This window comes from Pedobacter humicola (assembly GCF_056490705.1).
Window position 1 is genome coordinate 1 of the sequence record NZ_JBWJIG010000018.1, and the last position, 21316, is coordinate 21316.

Annotated in this window: 15 protein-coding genes; 10 read left to right on the top strand and 5 right to left on the bottom strand. The window is 39.6% G+C overall.

Annotated elements, in window-relative coordinates; translation table 11 throughout:
- Nucleotides 1-86: 86 nt before the first annotated feature.
- Both carB and AC04Q1_RS22295 read right to left on the bottom strand, forming a co-directional pair.
- Nucleotides 87-2924, bottom strand: coding sequence for a carbamoyl-phosphate synthase large subunit (gene carB / locus AC04Q1_RS22290; protein ID WP_478366754.1), 2838 nt, complete (start codon nt 2922-2924; stop codon nt 87-89).
- A gap of 211 nt (nt 2925-3135) precedes the next feature.
- Nucleotides 3136-3453, bottom strand: a complete 318-nt coding sequence (locus AC04Q1_RS22295; protein ID WP_478366755.1) for a carboxypeptidase regulatory-like domain-containing protein — start codon at nt 3451-3453, stop codon at nt 3136-3138.
- Nucleotides 3454-3874: 421 nt separating this feature from the next.
- On the opposite strand from AC04Q1_RS22295, the gene AC04Q1_RS22300 reads away from it, so the two are divergent.
- The 6 genes from AC04Q1_RS22300 to AC04Q1_RS22325 all read left to right on the top strand — a co-directional run bounded on the left by AC04Q1_RS22300 (nt 3875) and on the right by AC04Q1_RS22325 (nt 10711).
- Nucleotides 3875-4405: an AAA family ATPase gene (locus tag AC04Q1_RS22300; protein WP_478366756.1), complete on the top strand. Its 531-nt coding sequence runs from the start codon at nt 3875-3877 to the stop codon at nt 4403-4405.
- A gap of 632 nt (nt 4406-5037) precedes the next feature.
- Nucleotides 5038-7419, top strand: coding sequence for a TonB-dependent receptor (locus tag AC04Q1_RS22305; protein WP_478366757.1), 2382 nt, complete (start codon nt 5038-5040; stop codon nt 7417-7419).
- 180 nt (nt 7420-7599) lie between these two features.
- A complete protein-coding gene (locus tag AC04Q1_RS22310) occupies nt 7600-8244 on the top strand; it encodes a thiamine phosphate synthase (RefSeq protein WP_478366758.1) in 645 nt (214 codons plus the stop codon).
- Between the two features lie 59 nt (nt 8245-8303).
- Nucleotides 8304-9596: a hypothetical protein gene (locus AC04Q1_RS22315; RefSeq protein WP_478366759.1), complete on the top strand. Its 1293-nt coding sequence runs from the start codon at nt 8304-8306 to the stop codon at nt 9594-9596.
- Nucleotides 9597-9659: 63 nt separating this feature from the next.
- Entirely contained in the window at nt 9660-10220 is a 561-nt protein-coding gene (locus AC04Q1_RS22320) for a thiamine pyrophosphokinase (RefSeq protein ID WP_478366760.1), read from the top strand.
- The gene (locus AC04Q1_RS22325) at nt 10217-10711 is read left to right on the top strand and encodes an N-acetyltransferase family protein (protein WP_478366761.1); all 495 of its coding nucleotides are present in this window, start codon (nt 10217-10219) and stop codon (nt 10709-10711) included. The genes AC04Q1_RS22320 and AC04Q1_RS22325 overlap by 4 nt, the downstream gene beginning before the upstream one ends.
- A 260-nt stretch (nt 10712-10971) precedes the next feature.
- On the opposite strand, the gene AC04Q1_RS22330 is transcribed toward AC04Q1_RS22325, so the two are convergent.
- Both AC04Q1_RS22330 and AC04Q1_RS22335 read right to left on the bottom strand, forming a co-directional pair.
- The gene (locus AC04Q1_RS22330) at nt 10972-13416 is read right to left on the bottom strand and encodes a TonB-dependent receptor domain-containing protein (protein WP_478366762.1); all 2445 of its coding nucleotides are present in this window, start codon (nt 13414-13416) and stop codon (nt 10972-10974) included.
- A gap of 361 nt (nt 13417-13777) precedes the next feature.
- Nucleotides 13778-15457, bottom strand: a complete 1680-nt coding sequence (locus AC04Q1_RS22335) for a dipeptidyl-peptidase 3 family protein (protein WP_478366763.1) — start codon at nt 15455-15457, stop codon at nt 13778-13780.
- A 115-nt stretch (nt 15458-15572) separates the two neighbouring features.
- On the opposite strand from AC04Q1_RS22335, the gene AC04Q1_RS22340 reads away from it, so the two are divergent.
- A complete protein-coding gene (locus AC04Q1_RS22340) occupies nt 15573-16409 on the top strand; it encodes an N-acetylmuramoyl-L-alanine amidase (protein WP_478366764.1) in 837 nt (278 codons plus the stop codon).
- Nucleotides 16410-16593: 184 nt separating this feature from the next.
- On the opposite strand, the gene AC04Q1_RS22345 is transcribed toward AC04Q1_RS22340, so the two are convergent.
- Entirely contained in the window at nt 16594-18249 is a 1656-nt protein-coding gene (locus AC04Q1_RS22345) for a glutamine--tRNA ligase/YqeY domain fusion protein (protein WP_478366765.1), read from the bottom strand.
- 261 nt (nt 18250-18510) lie between these two features.
- Between AC04Q1_RS22345 and AC04Q1_RS22350 the strand changes: the two genes are divergently transcribed.
- The 3 genes from AC04Q1_RS22350 (at nt 18511) to AC04Q1_RS22360 (ending at nt 21287) form a co-directional block, all read left to right on the top strand.
- Nucleotides 18511-18930 carry a cobalamin B12-binding domain-containing protein gene (locus AC04Q1_RS22350; RefSeq protein WP_478366766.1) on the top strand — a complete coding sequence of 140 codons (420 nt, stop codon included), beginning with the start codon at nt 18511-18513 and terminating at the stop codon, nt 18928-18930.
- A 3-nt stretch (nt 18931-18933) separates the two neighbouring features.
- Nucleotides 18934-19713 carry an enoyl-CoA hydratase/isomerase family protein gene (locus AC04Q1_RS22355; RefSeq protein ID WP_478366767.1) on the top strand — a complete coding sequence of 260 codons (780 nt, stop codon included), beginning with the start codon at nt 18934-18936 and terminating at the stop codon, nt 19711-19713.
- A 167-nt stretch (nt 19714-19880) separates the two neighbouring features.
- Complete coding sequence (locus tag AC04Q1_RS22360; protein WP_478366768.1) at nt 19881-21287, top strand: sigma-54-dependent transcriptional regulator; 1407 nt, start codon at nt 19881-19883, stop codon at nt 21285-21287.
- Nucleotides 21288-21316 lie beyond the last annotated feature (29 nt).

Consider the following 21316-nt stretch of genomic DNA (forward strand, 5'->3'; position numbering starts at 1 on the left):
GGCCAGTGATTTTTCACTGGCCTTTACTATTTCATGTAAACTTACGAAGTTCTACCGGCTCTCGCCTTTCGAAACTTCGTAAGAAATTACTTACTCAGATACATTGATTTATCTTTATAAAGCTTGCGGAAGTAAGGATCTTCCAAATCTTTGATGAAACGGATCGCCTCACCGGTAGATTTCATTTCAGGACCTAACTCTTTTGCTACCTCCGGGAATTTCTCGTATGAGAAAACCGGTTCTTTAATGGCATAACCTTCAAGCTTGCGCACAATCGTAAAGTCTTTCAGTTTTGCTGCACCCAACATAATCTTTGCTGCGATGTTGATGTATGGCACATCGTAAGCTTTTGCGATGAAAGGAACCGTACGCGATGCCCTTGGGTTCGCCTCGATAACATACACCTTCTCATCTTTAATTGCAAACTGGATGTTTAATAATCCGATTACATTTAAAGCCTTTGCAATTTTGATCGAATATTCTTCCATGGCTTTAGTTACCTTATCTGATAAACTAAAGGTTGGCAATACGGCGAACGAATCGCCCGAGTGGATACCTGCAGGCTCAATGTGTTCCATCATACCTACAATGTGCACATCATCGCCATCAGAAATCGAATCTGATTCTGCTTCTTCTGCTCTATCCAGGAAATGATCGATCAACACACGGTTGCCCGGTAAATCGCCCAGTAATTTTACTACTGCCTTTTCAAGGTCTTCATCGTTAATGACGATGCTCATCCCTTGTCCGCCCAATACATAACTCGGACGAACCAACACTGGATAACCTACCTCGTTTGCTACAACAATTGCTTCTTCCGCATTCTCTGCAACACCATATTTTGGATAAGGAATATCTAATTCTTTCAACAAATCTGAGAAACGGCCACGATCTTCGGCGATATCCATGTTCTCGAAAGATGTTCCGATAATCTTGATGCCTTTTTCGGTTAATTTCTCAGCCATTTTCAAAGCCGTTTGTCCACCCAGTTGAACAATTACGCCGATTGGATTTTCAAGCTCAATGATTTCGCGGACGTGTTCCCAGAATACAGGCTCGAAGTACAATTTATCGGCCATGTTAAAGTCTGTAGAAACCGTTTCAGGGTTACAGTTGATCATGATGGCTTCGATACCTGATTCTTTTGCAGCCAATAAGCCGTGTACACACGAATAATCGAATTCGATACCCTGGCCAATACGGTTTGGCCCTGAACCCAAAACAATTACTTTTTTCCTGTCAGATGGAACAGATTCGTTTTCCTCTTCAAAAGTAGAGTAATAGTATGGTGTTTTTGCCGGGAACTCCGCAGCACAGGTATCAACCATTTTATATACCCTGTTAATTCCCAAAGCTTTACGGCGATCGTAAACCTCATCCTCGGTAACGTTTCCTAACAACCAGGCAATCTGAATATCAGAGAAGCCTTTTTGCTTAAGGTTAACAAAGAAATCCTGAGGGATATTGTTTAGCGAGTATCTTTTTAGTTCAGTTTCAAGCAATACAAGCTCCTGAATCTGGTTTAAGAACCATTTATCGATTTTAGTTACCTTACGGATCGACTCCAAAGGCACACCCATCGTCATGGCATCTTTTATTAAAAACAGACGGTTCCATGAAGCATGCTCCAAACCATCCATAATTTCATTAATGTTGCGGTTTTGTCTGCCATCGGCACCTAAACCTGCGCGGTTGATCTCTAAACTCTGACAAGCTTTTTGCAGTGCTTCGATAAAGGTACGCCCGATGGCCATTACCTCACCTACCGATTTCATCTGTAAACCAAGCTCTTTATTTGCGCCTTTAAATTTATCGAAGTTCCAGCGTGGTACCTTAACGATTACATAATCTAAAGTAGGTTCGAAATAAGCCGAAGTGGTTTTGGTAATCTGGTTTTCAATTTCATCAAGGTTGTAACCGATTGCCAGTTTTGCTGCAATCTTTGCAATTGGATAACCGGTTGCTTTACTGGCCAAAGCTGATGAACGCGATACACGTGGGTTGATTTCGATGGCGATAATTTCGTCGTTTGCAGGGTTAACCGAAAACTGAACGTTACATCCACCGGCAAAGTTGCCTATCGCACGCATCATTTTAATCGCCTGGTTACGCATTTCCTGGTAACAACGGTCAGATAAAGTCATTGCAGGAGCAACAGTGATCGAATCTCCGGTGTGGATACCCATCGGGTCGAAGTTTTCGATCGAACAGATAATGATTACGTTATCGTTGCTATCTCTTAATAATTCCAGCTCATATTCTTTCCAGCCTAAAACTGCTTTCTCTACGAGTACCTCGTGTGTTGGAGAAGCTTCTAAACCACGCTTTAGCGCTGCATCGAATTCTTCTTTCTTATGTACAAAACCTCCACCAGAACCACCTAAGGTATATGACGGGCGGATTACCAATGGATAACCGATTTCTTGTGCCGCTTCCTTGCCTTCTAAAAATGAGTTGGCAATTTTAGATTCTGCAACACCTACACCGATATCAACCATTAACTGGCGGAAAGCTTCACGGTTTTCGGTTTTTTCGATCGCCGCAACGTCTACACCAACAACTTTAACCCCGTATTTTTCCCAAACACCGCGTTCTTCAGCTTCTTTACATAGGTTTAGCGCGGTTTGGCCTCCCATGGTAGGAAGTACTGCATCTATTCTAGGTAAATCTGCAGAGTCGATATGCTCTTGTAAAATAACCTCTATTGAATCAACAGTTAGCGGACGCAGGTAAACATGGTCACCGATAACCTTATCCGTCATGATGGTAGCCGGATTGGAGTTGATAATGGAAACGGTAATTCCTTCTTCTTTTAAAGAAAGAGCCGCTTGCGAACCCGAGTAATCAAATTCACAGGCTTGGCCAATAATAATTGGTCCAGATCCGATAATCAGTACTGAGCGAATGGAAGTGTCTTTAGGCATGATAAAGCTTAAACAATAATTAAAATTCTAAAGTGTTGGTTCTTTTTGGAACCTTGAAAGCAACGAGATTTTGTGCTTGTAAGAAGAAAAATCCCAACTGTTCTGTCGGGATGCAAAGATACATCTTTAGAGGGATTTTAAGCTGATTTTTTTAAAATAAAAAAGAGGGTTTATAATGTCCTCTTTTTAAATTTTTCTTTTGCAAAAAGCACTACTGCTGTAATTTAATTTCGCCTAAATCTGTCGTGGCACTATCTTTAACGGCAACCTTTTCTATCACGGCATCTTTATATGGCGCATTGGCTTTTACAACCACCGTATAAACGCCTTCTTTAAGGTTGGTAAAAGTAAAAACGCCCTGACTGATTTGTGCTTTCAGCGTGTCTGTTGCAGCTACAAGCGAAACCGAAGAAACGGCATCCGCTGGACTGATTTTTCCGATTATTCCGCCCAATTTAATATTCGTAAAAGCAATTGCGCCTAAAGCAAATACAATTAAAAGGGATAATACAACACATATCTTTTTCATGATATAACGTTTTAGTTGTTGATGTCTTAAATAAATAACACCATTCTATACAAATAGTTTTAAATAATGAACACCTGAATTACATAATGTACTATAAATTATACACGGCTGTCGAATGCTAATGTATAACCTTAGCTGAAATGTTAATTATTGTTAAAAGAATTTACCAATAGTGGCGCTATACGTCAGAATTAAGTCACGAAGTTGTGATGATCGAAATATTGGCAATAATGTTGTACTAAGCAGAACATATATGCGTTTTGTATATACTTTAGAAAAAGATCTAAAGCTTCCTCCGCGGATTAGTTACCCGCCATGAGGATTTCTTCATAAATAGTTTGTTTGGTTTATTATCCGGTTAGAGGAGCCCTCCTCAACCGGATTTTTTCTTTTAAAGCTTTTTCCTTTACATTTGGTTATCGTGAATAAAAACATCAAAAAGATTGCCGTTGTTGGCCCCGAGAGTACAGGAAAATCTACCATATCCCAGTTGTTGGCGAAATATTATAAAGTTTCGTGGGTGCCAGAATATGCCCGTTACTATTGTGAGAACCTGGTTGCCGATTATACATTGCAAGATGAAATAAATATGTACTATGGCCAGGTGGCTTTGGAAGACGCCATTTTAGTAACTTCTGAAAGCGACTTCATTATCTGCGATACAACTTTCGTTACCGTTAAAATATGGAGTGATGAAGTACTTGGCGAAACCCCAGAGATTGTGTTAAATGCCTTGCCTAAAAGAACATACGACCTGTATCTGTTAATGGATATCGATTTGCCCTGGCAAGATGACCCATTACGTGATTTTCCTGATAAACGCGAATATTTTATGCAGGTTTGGCACAAAGAGCTTAAGGCCTTAAACGCTAATTATAAAGTTATTGGCGGATTGGGGGAAGAAAGGATCGCAAATGCGGTTAATACCGTTGATGAGTTTTTGGGGAGATAGGAGATCAGGCAGGATTTCTCTTTTTTTGGAAATGTATTGATTGTGGTATATGGCTGCCGACAGTCCCGCCATCCGCTTTACTCATCCCGACTGATGTCGGGATTTCGTGTTCGCTGCTGTCGGGTTTATTGAACAAGGGATCGTTACCATGGCGTATAACACGACTGCCGATTTTTCCATCGGAAGAAGAAACGGAACAGGGCTAAAGATGCCAAAGGCCCAGAGCCATCCATTTCCAAATCAACAATAACTAAATTGATATGCATTTTGTGTTTTTGCAGACAACAGTCTATATTTTTCTACGATTTTAAAGTTCAGCTGTCAAATTTCTGATAAAACGGGCGATTAAAGCTAACAACTCTTCTTATTGCTAAATATTTTCTACATTTGTCCCATCATTAGGGGTGCCTTGTTTGTATAAACACAAAAACAGGCTGAGATCATACCCATTTTATAGGTGAAAGGTAGAAGGCAAAAGGTGAAGGGTAAAACCCTAAGCCCTGAGCCCTAAATCCTAAGCCTTATAAATGCACCTGATCCGGGTAATGCCGGCGTAGGGATTGGAGTTATGGAAGTTTAACTGAAATCGGGGAAACCCCTTTTTCCGATGGGTTTAACTAAAAACAATCAGATTGAAAAATTTACTTTTTGCAGCATTTGTTGCAATGTTGCCTTTCTTTGCATCGGCACAGATTTCTGTTACCGGTAAAGTAACAGACCAAAACCAGCAGGCCCTTCCGGGTGCTACGGTTAAATTGAGAAATCAAAAAACGGCTGTAGTTAGCGACGCGAATGGGAACTACACGATCACAAACCTGAATATCGGAAAATATACCCTTGTAGTGAGTTATGTAGGTTACAAAACCATCGAAAAAACTGTCGAGCTTAATCAGAATACCACAGCAGATTTTAGTCTCTCACCCCAAAATTTCCTGGCTGATGAGGTTGTGGTAAGCGCAACGAGGGCATCTAAAAATTCGGCAACAACTTTTCGCAATTTAGACAAGGCCGAACTGGCGAAGAACAACCTGGGACAGGATCTTCCATATTTATTAAACCAAACGCCCTCCGTTGTGGTCAGTTCTGACGGCGGAACCGGAATTGGTTATACCGGAATGAGGATCCGTGGTAGCGATGCAACCCGGATTAATGTAACCTTAAACGGAATCCCGCTTAATGACGCAGAGAGTCAGGGCAGTTTTTTTATCAACCTGCCAGATTTAGCATCATCAGTTGATAATATACAGATTCAACGTGGGGTAGGCACCTCCACAAATGGAGCCGGTGCATTTGGCGGAAGTTTAAACATTCAGACCACAACGCGCAGAGATTCTGCTTATGCCGAACTGAACAATACTTATGGTTCTTACAATACCTGGAAAAATACGGTTAGTGTGGGTACAGGTTTAATCAATAATAAATTCACCTTCGATGGCCGTTTATCGCGGATTAAATCTGATGGTTATGTAGACCGCGCATCGTCTGACCTTAAATCTTTCTTTGTTTCCGGTGCCTACTATGGCAAAAAAGATATTCTCCGCGCCAATGTTTTTAGCGGTACAGAAAAAACATACCAAGCCTGGAACGGAATTGGTGAGGTAACACTTGATACCAACCGCAGGCATAACGATTTCACCTACGATAACCAAACCGATAATTATCAGCAAGATCATTATCAATTGTTCTATACCAGAAATTTAAGTGATCAACTGGTTGCCAATGCAGCACTTCATTACACTTACGGAAGAGGTTACTACGAAGAATATAAGGATAAACAAAGTTTATCCGATTACGGAATCCCTGCAGTTGTGCTTGGGGGGGTAACACAGGATGAATCAGACTTGGTAAGAAGGCTTTGGCTGGATAACGATTTTTATGGCCTTACCTATTCCTTAAACTATACACCAAAAAACAACTTAAACTTTACTCTGGGCGGCGCCTACAATGAATATAAGGGAAGACATTTCGACGAGGTGATTTGGGCGCAGTTTGCCAATTACGACGGGAGCGGGTCTATCCGTCACCGGTACAACGATAACGATGCTTTTAAGTCTGATTTCAATATTTTTGGAAGGGCAAATTATCAAATTGATCAGTTTAGTTTATTTGCCGATCTTCAATACAGAAGGGTTTATTATTCATATTTTGGACTAGATCCGGATGGAACACCCGCGCAACAAAATGCAGCATTAAATTTCTTCAACCCAAAGGCAGGTTTAACCTATAATTTTAACGATAAAAGCAATGTATATGCCTCTGTTGCCATTGGCAATAAAGAACCAAACAGAAATGATTTTACAGATTCAGATATCAACAGCAGACCTAAACCCGAACATTTAACAGATGTTGAAGCTGGCTATCGCACACAGTTTTCTACACTTTCTTTTGGCTTAAATGGTTTTGCCATGTTCTATAAAGATCAGCTGATCAATACCGGAAAATTAAATGATGTTGGCGGACAAACACGTCAAAACGTTCCGGATAGCTATCGTGCAGGTATAGAATTTGATGGAAAATGGCAAATTCTTAAAAACCTATCCTGGGCTGCAACAGCAACTTTGAGTAGAAACAAAATCAAGAATTTTGAAGAATACATTTACGATGAAGACCCCACAGCAGCTACCCCAGTAATCATTAACCATTACAAGAATAGCACCATTGCTTTTTCCCCATCCATAATTGCTTCTAGTGAAATCAATTACAATGTATTGAAAAATGCAAGTGTAGCTTTGTTGACTAAATATGTGGGCAAACAATACCTTGATAATACATCGGCCGACAGCCGCACACTATCGGCTTTCTTTGTGAATGATATCCGTTTAAGCTATAATACATCCTTTGCGGCTGTAAAGAACGTGGGTTTGAGTTTGCTGATCAATAATGTATTTAGCACCTTATACGAAAGCAATGGGGGTACGTATCCCTATCTTTTTAATGGCGATTTAAGCCGTTCAAATTATTATTACCCACAAGCTACCCGCAACTTTTTGCTAAGTTTGAATGTGAAGTTTTAAATCTATCATTCAGCGTTGACAACTTTACAGGCAACCCGCCTGTAAAGTTGTCAACTCGAATTCCTAAAGCTAAAAAAAGGATCGTCATTGCAGCGCACGCTTGCCATGACGATTTTGTTTATATTGGCATCCTGAAATCTTAAAATTCTTTAATCTTAATCATCCTGACCCGCGGCAGTTATGAAATACATCGAGAAACTTCATTACATCACACACGACATCCCACATCTAAGCCATATCGAACAGGTACAATTGGCTTGTGAGGCCGGGGCAAAGTGGGTCCAATATCGCTGTTTGAGCAAAACCGATGAAGCACTCTTACAGGACATTAACACCATAGCAGAAATTTGCGATGATTGGGGCACCACCTTAATCGTTACCGATCATATCCACTTCAATGGAAAGGCCGATATTCAGGGTTTCCACATCGAAGATATGGATGCCGATATTATCGCCCTGCGAAAATTAGTCGGTAACGACATTACGCTTGGAGGTTCTGCAAATACCATCGAAAATTTAATCAGACTTGCAAATGAAGGTGCCGATTATGCTGGCTATGGTCCATATGCCGTAACCGAAACCAAACCCAATAATTATACCCTTCTCGGAATCGAAGGTTATCAAAATGCTGTTAGGGAATTAAAAGATCAAAAGATCCATCTTCCGGTGCTTGCTGTGGGTGGCGTTAAAACCTACGATGTGGAAGCGCTGATGCAAAGCGGTATTTATGGAATTGCCGTCTCTGGAGCGATTAATTTTGCTGATGATCCTATAGAAGCCTATCAGGATTTTTACAGTTTAGTTAAAGAAAGTGCTGTGAATTAACATTTTATAATTTGAAGCCCGCTGGATATTTTTTAGTTTTGGAATAAACCCTAACAAATATGTCAGAAAACGCTCTTCAAACCAACATGACCTGGAATATTTATAAAAAAATCGCTTTCAGGTTTTTCTTTCTCCTGCTACCTCTTTTTATTCTCCTGAACAATAACGGGGCTTTTCCTTTTATATCTGGCCTACTACAGCTGCCTGGTCTGGTACTGCACCATTTAATTCCATGGTTTTCGAAAAATATCATTCATTATAACTACGATTTTACAATCACCACCAACGGCAGTGGAGATACGTCTTACGATTGGGTACTATTGCTCTTTATGTTTCTGGTTTCGGTAACCGGCTGTATCATCTGGTCGGTTTTAGACCGTAAGCGTAAAAGCTACAATGCGGCATATTATTGGCTCGTGGTGCTGGTGAGGTTTTATCTGGCCTTTACTTTAATATTATACGGTTTAATAAAAGTAATCAAACTCCAATTCCCGGATCCTTCCCTAAACAGGCTTTTACAGCCTTTTGGCGATGCCTCGCCTATGGGCCTGGCCTGGACATTTCTGGGTTTTTCGAAGGGATACAATACTTTTATGGGCATTGTAGAGGTTTCTGCTGTTTTATTATTATTCCGCAGAACGGTAGTGGTAGGCGCCTTTTTAGCGCTGGCGGCAACTGCACACGTGATGTCGATGAATTATTTTTTCGATGTGCCTGTAAAACTACTCTCTACTGCACTTGTGGTAATGAGCCTTTTTATCCTGGCACCCCACTTCTTAAAACTATACCGCTTCTTCATCAGATATGAAAACCAGCAGCTCGATAAAATGTACCGGCCTGCCTTTAAAAAGCGATGGCTTTACCTTTCGGCTTATACCTTAAAATATCTCTACATCACTGCCGGGATAGTTGCTATGCTATACACCTTTATCCAACAAACCAAAACTTACGGCAGTGCGGCACCCAAACCATTTTTATATGGCATTTATAATGTAGAAGACATGAGGCTTAAAGACAAAACACTGCCACCGCTAACCACCGACAGTATCCGTTGGAAACAAATGGTGATCAGTTATACCGGTTATGCGCGGGTAAAAAAAATGAACGATAGTACGGTTAATTTCACTACTGTTTTTGATCAGAAAAAGAAAGAACTGGTATTAAAATCTACTGCTAAAGATTCTTCAAAATATGTGTTAAACTACCGTGCCATCGGAAAAGACAAGCTGGTTTTCTCTGGCCTGAGCGATAAAGATCCGATATCAGTAAGCTTTAAACGAAAAGACCTGAAAGATTTCAGGCTCATCAACAGGGGATTCCATTGGGTAAGTGAATACCCGTATAATCGTTAATCATTTTACCCGGTTCTGATTCTTGATGTATTTTACTTAGTACGAAATTTATATATTCGCAGTATGTCTTCACACCATATTGTAAAAGAAAAACAAGAGCCGGCTTTATATATTGATGAGCTTGGAAATTTTAACGAAGAGTTATTGGGCCAACTGTTAGAATGGAGCCCTACACTTCTGGTTAACGGAGAAAATTATGATAAAATATTTTCTTTAGGCTTAAAGGTAGATGTGCTGGTAAATGGGAGTGGACAGGAAACGCAAGAGGATACAAAAGTAATCCAGGGGCCAGTTGATGCTTTAATGGTGGCGATCAATTATCTGTACGAAGAGAAATATCCCGCGGTAAATGTGATTGCCAAAAAATTCGATCTCGAAAAATTTGCAGGATTTGAAGACCAGATCAATCTTGTGGTATTTACCGAAAAAGCAAAACACTACCCGATAAAGTCGGGATTTTCCGTTTGGAAACCTGCCGGAAGCGAGTTCCTCATTCACGGCAACCGGTATATCGAAGTAACCAATCTGATGCAGAATGAAGAAGAAATTTTTATCGTGGTGAAAGACGGATTTGTAGAATTCACTTTTTCCGGACAACCGATTTATATTAGTGAACCGATATGATTACCCTTAGAAAAGCAAAAGAAGAAGATATAGAAATCATCAGGGATATTGCTGCCGCTACCTGGCCATCAACCTATCTTGATATTATCGGACAGGCACAGATTGATTATATGCTGGACAAGATGTACAATAAAGGTGAGCTGCTGAAACAATTTATGGAAGGCCATATCTTCCTGATTGCCGAAGACGGCGAAAAGCAATATGGCTTTGCAGGCTACTCCATTGTTGGCCATGACGAACGCATTTATAAATTACACAAGCTTTATGTATTGCCATCTGCACATGGTAAAGGTGTTGGTAAAATCCTGATCAACGAGGTTTTTAACCAGGTTAAAGATGCAGGAGGTAGCGCTTTACAGTTGAATGTGAATAAACACAATAATGCTAAGGACTTCTATTTAAAAGGAGGGTTTACCATTAAAGAATCCGTAAAGCTTGATATCGGTGAAGGCTACTTCATGGACGATTATGTGATGGAATACAAGTTTTAAGTATTTATATAATCCACATGATACAGACAAAGGTATAAGCGACCAAAGAATCGTCTTCCTGAGCTTGTTTCAGGATCTTTATAGCAAGATAGATGTTGATCCCAAAGATTCGGGACAGCAAGGTGTAGCGCGCAGGAGATAAACCTTTCAAAAGTTTGTCATCCTGAGCCCGTCGAAGGACCAACCTAAAATATTGTAAAGTGTTTCGACAGGCTCAACATGACAGATCTTAACTGATCGTATGATCCCCTTTTTTACTTCTAATTCTTCATCCTTCCCTGCTCAGCCTCAGTACCGGTAGAACGACGGCGGGCAGGTTTAATCTCATTTTTACCAAAACGGTACGTAAAACTGAGCCTGGCTACCTGACTTTCATTTTTCTGGCGCACTTCATAAGTTAAGCCGGAATATATACTCGATAAATTGGTTTTATAGGTATTAAATACATCTGATAAGGCAAATTTCAAGCTCGCTTTTTTATTAAATAGTGCTTTGCTCAAACCCGCATCAATGGAATAGCGTGGCCGGATAGAAAAAGTACCGTAATCAAGTGGCGACTCATAGCTGCCACTCAATTCTGCTGTAAAGCCATTTACAATGGTAAAGGTTTGTTGTGTTTTAAACTGAAAAGAAGTTCTTCCGGTTTTTAAGGCATTGCCGGCTAAATCCGGTGCCTCAAAACTGAGATAAAAAACATTTAAATTGTTATTGGTCTGCCACCATTTGGTAATCTGAACAGGTATATTCAAGTTGGCATTATAACTGATGTTTTTGGCAAGATTCGCATTGGTTTGGTATAGCGCTTTTTGAGCGGTATCAGGCAAAAGCACCTCAGTAATAACGTCATTAACCCTGCTATAACCTATTGAAAGCATATATTTCTGTAGAAAGGTATAACTCAGTTCGAAATTGTTGGTATACTGTGGGTTCAAAAACGGGTTACCTTTATTATAGGTATACTGATCCAGGTAATAAATAAAAGGGTTTAAAGCATCATAACTCGGCCTGTCTATCCTCCTGCTGTAAGAGAAACCCAACTGGTTGTTTTTTGAAAGGGTTTGTTGCACAAACACTGTTGGAAAGAAATCCCAGTAACTCCGTTCAACCACTGTATTCGTTGTAATTAAATTGCCTTTGGAGTTGGTTTGCTCTACCCTTAAACCAATCTGCACGCTTGTATTTTTAAACTGTTTATTTAAGTTGGTGTAGGCGGCGTTTACGTTTTCATCGTAAATGAACTGGTTACTGCGGTTTACATCATTCCGCCAGCTATTGCTAACAAACTCTTCGGCCTGAAGATCGTTATCAGTTTTAACCCAGCTGCTTTTAATGCCAGCCTCCAGTTTAACCGTTTTACTCAATGAAACGTTGTAGTCAACCTTAAAGGCCTTGATATCGATAATAGAGGGTGTATTATTCCTGGTGTAAACAATTGGGCGGATCCTGTCGCCATTAGGGAACAGGTAATCATTATCATATTTTGAACCATCGTTTCCATTGTATCTCGAATAATCAACATCGGCCGAAATCTCTGAACCAGCGGTATCCAACACCGATTTATAGTTTAAATTATAAGAAAGATTGTTGTACTTATTGGTTTGCAGGGTATTCGAAACCAACATGGAATCTACTTTTTGAAAAGATGGTCCGATTAGGGTGTTGTTTACCGATGCTTCCGTTCCATGATTAAAATAACCGTTTACCAAAACACCAATTGTATTTTTCTTATCGATAAAATAATCTAAGCCAGCTTTGAAATTGTTGTTGTTTTGTTTTCTGAGGCTCGAACCAACCTGCATAAAATAGGTGTCAGCAGTTTTCCCGTTAGAAATCCGGTCGATATCGATCCGGTTCTCGCGCTCGTTCTTTCCATAATTGTAGTTCCCAAAAAGATTTAGTTTTTGCGTTCTATGGTTTAGGCTTAAGCCTGCATTACCCCTAAAGTTTTTACCATAGCCTGCCATTCCGTTTACACTGCCGTTGGTTCCGCCATTTTTACTTTTCTTCGTTTTAATATTAATGATGCCAGAGTTACCGGCAGCATCGTATTTTGAAGAAGGATTGGTAATCAGTTCGATGCTTTCGATGTCGGAACTTTGCATGTTACGGAGCAGGTTGGCCACATCGGCACTGCTCATATAGGTTTGTTTGCCATCCAATTGAATCAATACGCCCTGTTTGCCCATCATTGAAATATTATCGTTCTGATCTACCGTTACGCCTGGTGCTTTTTGTAAAACCTCCAGCGCGGTAGAGCCGCTCATGATCGAACTGCTCGAAACATTCATCACCACCTTATCCATTTTTCTTTCGATTAATGGTTTGGTAACCGCCACATTTACCTCTTTTAAGTTTTGGGTGCTTGCGGTAAGCTGTGCAGTACCAAAATCTATTTTCTGGTTCTCTTCCGTTAAAACTATTGTTTTACTTTTAAGCGTTTTATAACCCATATTACTGGCTTTATAATAATAGCTCCCCTTAGCGGGAACATTAAAACTGAATGTTCCTGTAGGATCGGTAAATGCCGTTTTAACCACGCTCGAATCAGATGCCTTGAACAATACAACCGTAACATAATCTGCAGGTTTTTTGCTCTCATCTAAAATTACACCACTGATATTGGCTTTAGGGGTAGTTTGTGCAAAAACAGTTGTAGCGGTTAAAAAGAGGCAAAGGGTAAGGGATATTCTGTATAAATTTTTCATTGGGATGTTTTATATTTTTAAAAAATCAGGCAAAAAAAATTCCATGGCGTACTATGCACGCCGTCCATTTAATTGCTTGCTTATTTAAAGTTTAGCCCGGAAACGAAAGGTTTCCGCTTGTTTAGTTAAAAGTAAGACGACCGTTTTTTGAAAAGGTTACAAGGATTTTGAAAAAGTTGAGCGTCTTTAGTTTATCCTATAATAAATAAGTTTACAGTCAGCTAACCAATTCAACGGTTAACCGGTCTGAGCTTTTGACATCAATTAACCAGTTAAACAATTAACCCTTAACGCAGAAAGCCACGGAGCTACAAGTTAACACCAGTAGCTCCGTGGCTTTAAATCCTTAAACAGGAATATTCTATTTTACCCCAAGTACATCAACACCTTGTGCGAAAACAACATCAACCGGTATATTCTTTTTGGTTAGCCTATCCAGGTCATTTTGTAATGCTGTATGGATAACTGCTTTATCCTTTTGTGCTTTTTCTACCGCCACTTTATCGCCATTACCCTGAAGAGTAATTATGAATGCACTTAAGTCGTTCATTGCGGTAGCAAATTTTTCGAAGTTAACTTTGTAAGTGCCTTTAGCGGTACGCTCAAAAGCGCCCTTTTCCTGAAAGTAATTGAAACATTGCATATTGGCCTTTCCATGCGCTTCAGAAACGCCAAAGCGTACCGAGCGCAAAATACCCGCCATAAACGTAGTATAATAATCTTTTATATCACCCTTTAATTCGCCTTTTTTAAGCAAACCGGTTACCATGTACAAACCTAAAATATCAGCTTTGCCCTCCTCCAGCCAACTGTATTGTTCTTTTAATGCTGCACGCACAAAACCCTTTCCGGTGATGGTTTTTTTAATTCCCAGACCATGCGCAACCTCGTGAAACATCACATTGGCAAAAAAAGCATCAAATTTAATGTACTGCTGCTGATCGGCATCAATTAATTCTTTCGAAATGGGCACCAAAATCTTATCAAACTTAGCCTGCATGGCATTTTTCAACTGTGAACGGCGGGTGCCTTTTTCCTGTTGGATTTTTTCATCATTCGGCAGGTTAACGGCAATGGTTTTCGATCCTGCGTTGCAATCTCCTGCATAATAAACCACATCATAAGCATTTAACTCAGAATCAGTTCCTGGTGTTTCTGTTTTATATTTTGCCGCAACAGGCAAGTTTTTCTGTAACTCCGGAAGCATTTTTACATACTTCTCCAGGCGCTTGCTCCATTCTTTATCTTTAATTAAAACGTAAGCTTCGTAACTGGTACGGGCATTAAAAAGTTTATCCTCATAGTTTTCAATCGGCCCGATAATAATATCCAAACCATTGGTTTTCATATCTAACCAGGCGTAATCACTTGCGGTAAAGTTATCTGTTACCAAGGCATCAGCTCTTAAATTCAGGTATTTTTTTAAGCCCTTATCATCAGCAATTAATGCCGCCTGTTTTAATAATGAACTCGCCTTTTGCAATTCTGATGCAAATAAAACGTGGTAAGGTACGGTAGATAATTTGCCGGTACTATCTTTCTGAACAACAGAATAGGCGCCAAACTTATCGGTTAGGTCTGATTTCTCTATTGCTTCTTTAGTGATACCATAAGGATAAAAAGATGCGCCTTCTGGTTTTGCCCCAACACCTTCAACAAAAACCTTGTCATTATTTAACCTATCCCACGGACCGTAGTTGATGTTTACAAACTCGCGCGTTTTTTCATCTTTAATGGTTGCCAGCAAACTGTCTTTTTGTGGATAAGCCTGTTTCCAATAAAGCTCATCCATTATTTCTGCTGCCTGAATTAACAGCGGTAATATTTTACGGTCGGTTATACTTAGCTGATTGATATTTGTAGTGAGTTTAACCCTTTCGTAAATGGGCAAACGCTGTGCAACGTAATTGGTAAGACTATCGTTTTTTACCACAATAGTCTTTGCACCATTAGGTTTATTATTGCCTGTACAAGACGACAATGATCCAACTGAAATGGCCAGGGCAGATAATAATAGGGATGATTTGTATAAATTCTTCATTATTAAAGTATATTGCTGCTAAATTAGCAAAATTTGAAGGCTTTGTATAAAGTTTGATGCATTGGGCGAAGTTTCACATAACTTTGTAACTTCAACTTGCTAACAATTCATGCCCATGTTATTTTCGAAATTATCAAATCCACTATCTGTTTCCGCGCTTTCACTTCTCCTCATTTTATCCGCCTGTGGAAGCAGCAAGTATGCTGCAACCGAAAAAATATATAAAGAAAAGGCAAAAGATTTTTCTAAAATAATCGGCACAACACCTCCCGTTGGTCAACTTTACGATTCATTAGAAGCAACAAATCAAACCTGGGTTGGTTCTGTAAATTTTGGGATACGTAAACCAAATTTTGTAGTGATCCACCATACCGCACAGGATAGCCTGGCCCAAACGATCAAAACATTTTTCTCTACAAAAGCAGGCACCAGTGCACATTATGTCATTAGCCGCGACGGGAAGGTTGTGCATATGGTGAACGATTATCTGCGGGCAAACCATGCAGGCATCAGCAAATGGGGGAAAGATACCGACCTCAATTCGTCTTCTATCGGTATAGAACTGGATAACAACGGACTTACGGATCCATGGCCCGATGCACAGATCAATAGTTTACTGAAATTATTGGCTACCTTAAAGAAAACCTACAGTATCCCAACCGCGAACTTCATCGGTCATGCCGATATTGCCCCTAAACGTAAAAATGATCCAAAGAACTTCCCCTGGAAAAAACTGGCAGATAAAGGTTTCGGTTATTGGTATGATGATGTGCTAAAAAACCCACCGGTAGATTTCAATACCGAAATGGCCTTAAAATATATTGGATACGATACGAGCAATCTGGCTGCTGCCATAACGGCTTTTAAAATCCATTACATCCAATCTGATATTACCCCAACTTTAACACCAGTTGATGTTTTGGTGTTGTATAATGTGTATACGAAGTATTAAGTGGAGAGCATTTGGCCTATAGCGTAGCTCCTTTGCAATTGCGGTTAATGATAGATGATGTAAGATGGAAAATGGGTGACGGAGTTATCCGGCAGAATACAACCAACTAATGAACAAATAAAAAAGGCACAGATAAACAAAAAATCCATGTTCATCTGCGCCTCCGTAGCCAAAAAAGCTAAAGCTAATTCGGTTTCTTAAAAGTATCCTTTAAAGTAACTGTTCTATTAAAAACCAATATATCGGCAGTTGAATCTCTATCTAAACAGAAATAACCTTTACGGATAAACTGATAACGGCCTTCTAAATCTGCATCGGCCAAAGCGGGTTCGATATAAGCATTAGGTAAAACCGTCAAACTTTCAGGATTCAGGTAATCTTTAAAATCGCCTTCCTCAGCATCGGGTGTTTCAGAAGTAAACAAACGGTCGTATAAACGGATTTCGGCAGTTTTGGCATGTGGTGCACTCACCCAATGGATGGTTCCTTTCACATTTACGCCACTGGTATCGTTTCCACTTTTCGATTCTGGTATATAAGTACAGTGAATTTCGGTAACGTTTCCGTTTTCATCTTTAACAAAATCTTCGCACTTTACAATGTAGGCGAATTTTAAGCGTACCATTGCACCAGGTGCCAAACGGAACCATTTTTTTGCAGGTACCTCCATAAAATCTTCACGCTCGATCCACAACTCGTTGCTGAAAGGGATCACACGTGTGCCACCACCATCTTCTGCCTCGGGATTATTCTCGCCAATTAAATCTTCTGTACCTTTTTCGTAGTTTGTAATCACCAATTTAATCGGATCCAGAACCGCCATTACACGGTTCGCCGTTTTATTTAAATCTTCACGGATACAAAATTCCAATAAACTTAGCTCAATTAAATTTTCGCGCTTGGCAATACCGATACGTTCGCAAAACTCGCGCACACTTTTTGGCGTAAAACCTCTTCTGCGTAAACCACTTATTGTTGGCATACGCGGATCATCCCATCCGTTTACTAAATTCTCGTTAACCAATTGCAACAGTTTACGTTTACTCATTACCGTACTGGTTAGGTTTAAACGCGCAAATTCATATTGTTTTGAAGGGAAAATATCCAGTTTTTCAATAAACCAATCGTACAATTCGCGGTGCGAAACGTATTCTAGAGTACAGATCGAGTGTGTGATGTTCTCGATACTGTCGCTCTGTCCGTGCGCAAAATCGTACATTGGGTAGATACACCATTTATTGCCTGTACGGTGATGCTCGGCATGTTTAATGCGGTAGATAATCGGATCGCGCATCAACATATTCGGACTGGCCATATCGATTTTAGCCCTTAAAATAAAAGCCCCATCAGCAAATTCGCCATTTTTCATTCTTGTAAAAATGTCTAAATTCTCTTCAATGCTGCGGTTACGGTATTCACTATCCTGTCCTGGTTCAGTTGGTGTGCCTTTTAAGGCTGCGATTTCATCTGCAGAACTTTCATCAACGTAAGCAAGGCCCTTTTCGATCAGCTTAACGGCAAAACCATATAGGTCATCAAAATAATCTGATGCATATAATTCGTTTTTCCAGTTAAAACCCAGCCACCTGATATCTTCCTGCTGGCTGTTCACGTATTCCGTTTTTTCCGTTACCGGATTGGTATCATCAAAACGCAGATTGGTATAACCGCCGTATTTTTGTGTTAGTCCGAAATTTAAGCATATTGCCTTCGCGTGGCCGATGTGCAGATAACCGTTAGGCTCCGGCGGAAAACGCGTAACCAAAGTTTCATACTTACCACTATTTAAGTCGTTCTCAACAATTTCTTCAATAAAGTTCAATGACTTCTCTTCACTCATAAAAACCTGTAAATTAGGAATGCAAATGTAAAAAGATTGAGCGGATTTATACAATGATTATAGGTTTATTAGCCTACAGTTGACCGTTATTAGCCCGGAACTTCATCATCGTACGATGAAAAGACCAATATATTGGTATTATGGGGCAATTCATTACCAAAAAGCACTGCCATGAACAATGAATCCTTATTCATGATCTACATTTCCTGTTTCTCAATTCCCTAATAAATTCAATACATTTACATCAACTTAATATTCACTATGAGCAAAGTATTAAATCGGCCTATACGCGTTTTGGTGGCTAAAGTTGGTTTAGATGGCCACGACAGGGGCGCCAAAGTAATCGCGACTTCCCTACGCGACGCGGGCATGGAGGTGATTTACACTGGTTTACGCCAAACACCGGAAATGGTTGTAAACACAGCACTTCAGGAAGATGTTGATGCCATCGGGATTTCCATCCTTTCGGGTGCGCATATGACCGTTTTTCCGAAAATTATTCATTTTATGAAAGAAAAAGAGATGGGTGATGTGTTATTAACCGGTGGAGGGATCATTCCGGAAGCAGATCGGTTAAAACTTGCTGACATGGGCGTTGGAGAATTATTTCCACCGGGCACAACCATGGCCAGTATTGTAGAATATATTCAAAATTGGGTTACAGAAAATAGAAATTTTTAAGCTATGGCATATCAGAATTTAATATCGGAAGTAAAAGAAAACATTTTATACCTGACCATCAATCGTGAAAAATCGTTAAATGCCTTAAATAAAGATACTTTGGCAGAACTGGCAGATGCCATTGCTTTTGCTGGTAAAACCGATGAAGTAAGAGGTGTTATCTTAACCGGAGCCGGAGAAAAAGCTTTTGTTGCCGGTGCAGATATTAAAGAGTTTTCTGATTATAGCGGTAAACAAGGAGAAGAACTGGCTAAACAGGGCCATGATCGGGTCTTTAATGCCATCGAAAATTCTCCAAAGCCATTTATTGCGGCCATTAACGGATTTGCTTTGGGCGGTGGATTAGAACTTGCCATGGCCTGCCACATGCGCATCGCATCAGAAAATGCCAAGTTAGGCTTACCTGAAGTTACTTTAGGATTGATTCCCGGATATGGTGGTACGCAACGTTTAACACAACTTGTTGGAAAAGGCAAGGCGATAGAAATGATTACTACGGCAAACATGGTTACAGCTACTGATGCAGAGAAAATTGGTCTTGTAAATTATGTCGTTCCGCAGATAGATTTGATCAGCAAAGCAGAAGAGATTCTAAATGTAGTTAAGCAACGGGCACCTCTAGCTGTTTCTGCCGCGATAAAATCGGTTATTGCATCAGTAAATAACGATAATGGTTATGCTATTGAAATTGAAGCCTTTGGTAAATGTTTTGAAACTGCCGATTTTAAAGAGGGTGTAACGGCATTTCTAGAGAAGAGAAAAGCCATATTTTTAGGCAAATAGCCCAATTGTAGTATTAATTCTAACTACATAGTATTAAAATGTATAAAATATTTTTCATTATAATATTTTTTGAGTAATTATGCGTGATCTAAAATGCTTAATCTCAATCATTTTGACTCATCCCACTTAATTATTCGGGGTTCTTTTTAGGGCTAAAAATCCTATTAATGAAAAACAAAATACTTATAATCGACGATGAAGTAAATATCGGTTTATTGCTTTCTAAATTCTTAACCAAAAGTGGTTTCGAAGTATCGCATACCACCACGGGCAGCGGTGCATTAGAAATGCTGGATCACGAAAAGTTCGACCTGATTCTGTGCGACTACCGTTTGGATGATACAGATGGCAAGGAAATTTTAAGATACGTAAAGGAAAACCACTCTGCAACAGGTGTTATTATTATAACCGGTTATTCAGATATCAAGCTTGCTGTAGAACTTATAAAACTTGGTGCTTACGATTATATTGTTAAGCCATTGTATCCTGATGAGATATTGAATACGATAAATAAGGCACTGGAAACCCAAAAAATATTTAAAAAATATAAAAACGCCAAAAACGGAACGGTTGATTTTTTTAATCAGCCTCAATATATTAACGGCAAAAGCAAAGCTTCATTAAACCTGTTAACTCAGATTAATCTAATTGCCCCAACAAATTACAGTATTATTTTAACCGGAAAAAGTGGCACAGGAAAAGAATGTGTTGCAAAAACCATCCATTTAAACAGTTTGCGCAAAGAAGGCAACTTTATAGCCATGGATTGTGGGTCTTTAACAAAAGAGTTGGCTGCAAGTGAGTTTTTCGGACATGAAAAAGGATCATTTACGGGTGCTCTGTCTACCAAAATCGGTCACTTTGAACAGGCCAATGGCGGAACTTTATTTCTTGATGAAGTGGGCAACCTATCATACGAAATCCAGACAACTTTATTGCGGGCGGTTCAGGAACGAAAAATTAAACGGATAGGCAGTACAAAAGAGATCGATTTGGATGTCAGAATTATTATTGCGACGAATGAAAATTTAGCAGACTGTATACAAAAAGGAACATTTAGGGAAGACTTGTACCATCGATTCAATGAGTTTTCGATTCACGTACCTTCGCTAAAAGATAGAGGCGAAGACGTACTCATTTTTGCAGATTTTTTTTTGGGAGAAACGAACGAAGAGCTGAATAAAAACATTACATCTTTTTCTAAGGCGGTTAAGAATAGTTTCTTAACCTACAGTTGGCCCGGCAATGTACGCGAGCTCAAGAATGTCATCAGGCGGGTAGCCCTACTCACAAATGGAAATCAGATCGAAACCAGTGTTTTGCCTATTGAGCTAAAAACATTTAATTATTCAAAGAACCAACATCACGAAAAAAAGCTGTTCCAGCCTAAGTCCAAGCCAGGCAATAAGCCAAAGCATTTAAAAAACACCACTCAGGAGGCTGAATATTCGGCCATTTTAAGCGTTTTAAAAGAGGTTAACTTTAATAAAACCAAGGCTGCAAAAATTTTAAATATCGACAGGAAAACGCTTTATAATAAAATTAAAATCATCAAATTTGATGATGAGGTCTAAATTGCAAATAGAGAAAACAAAATTGACCT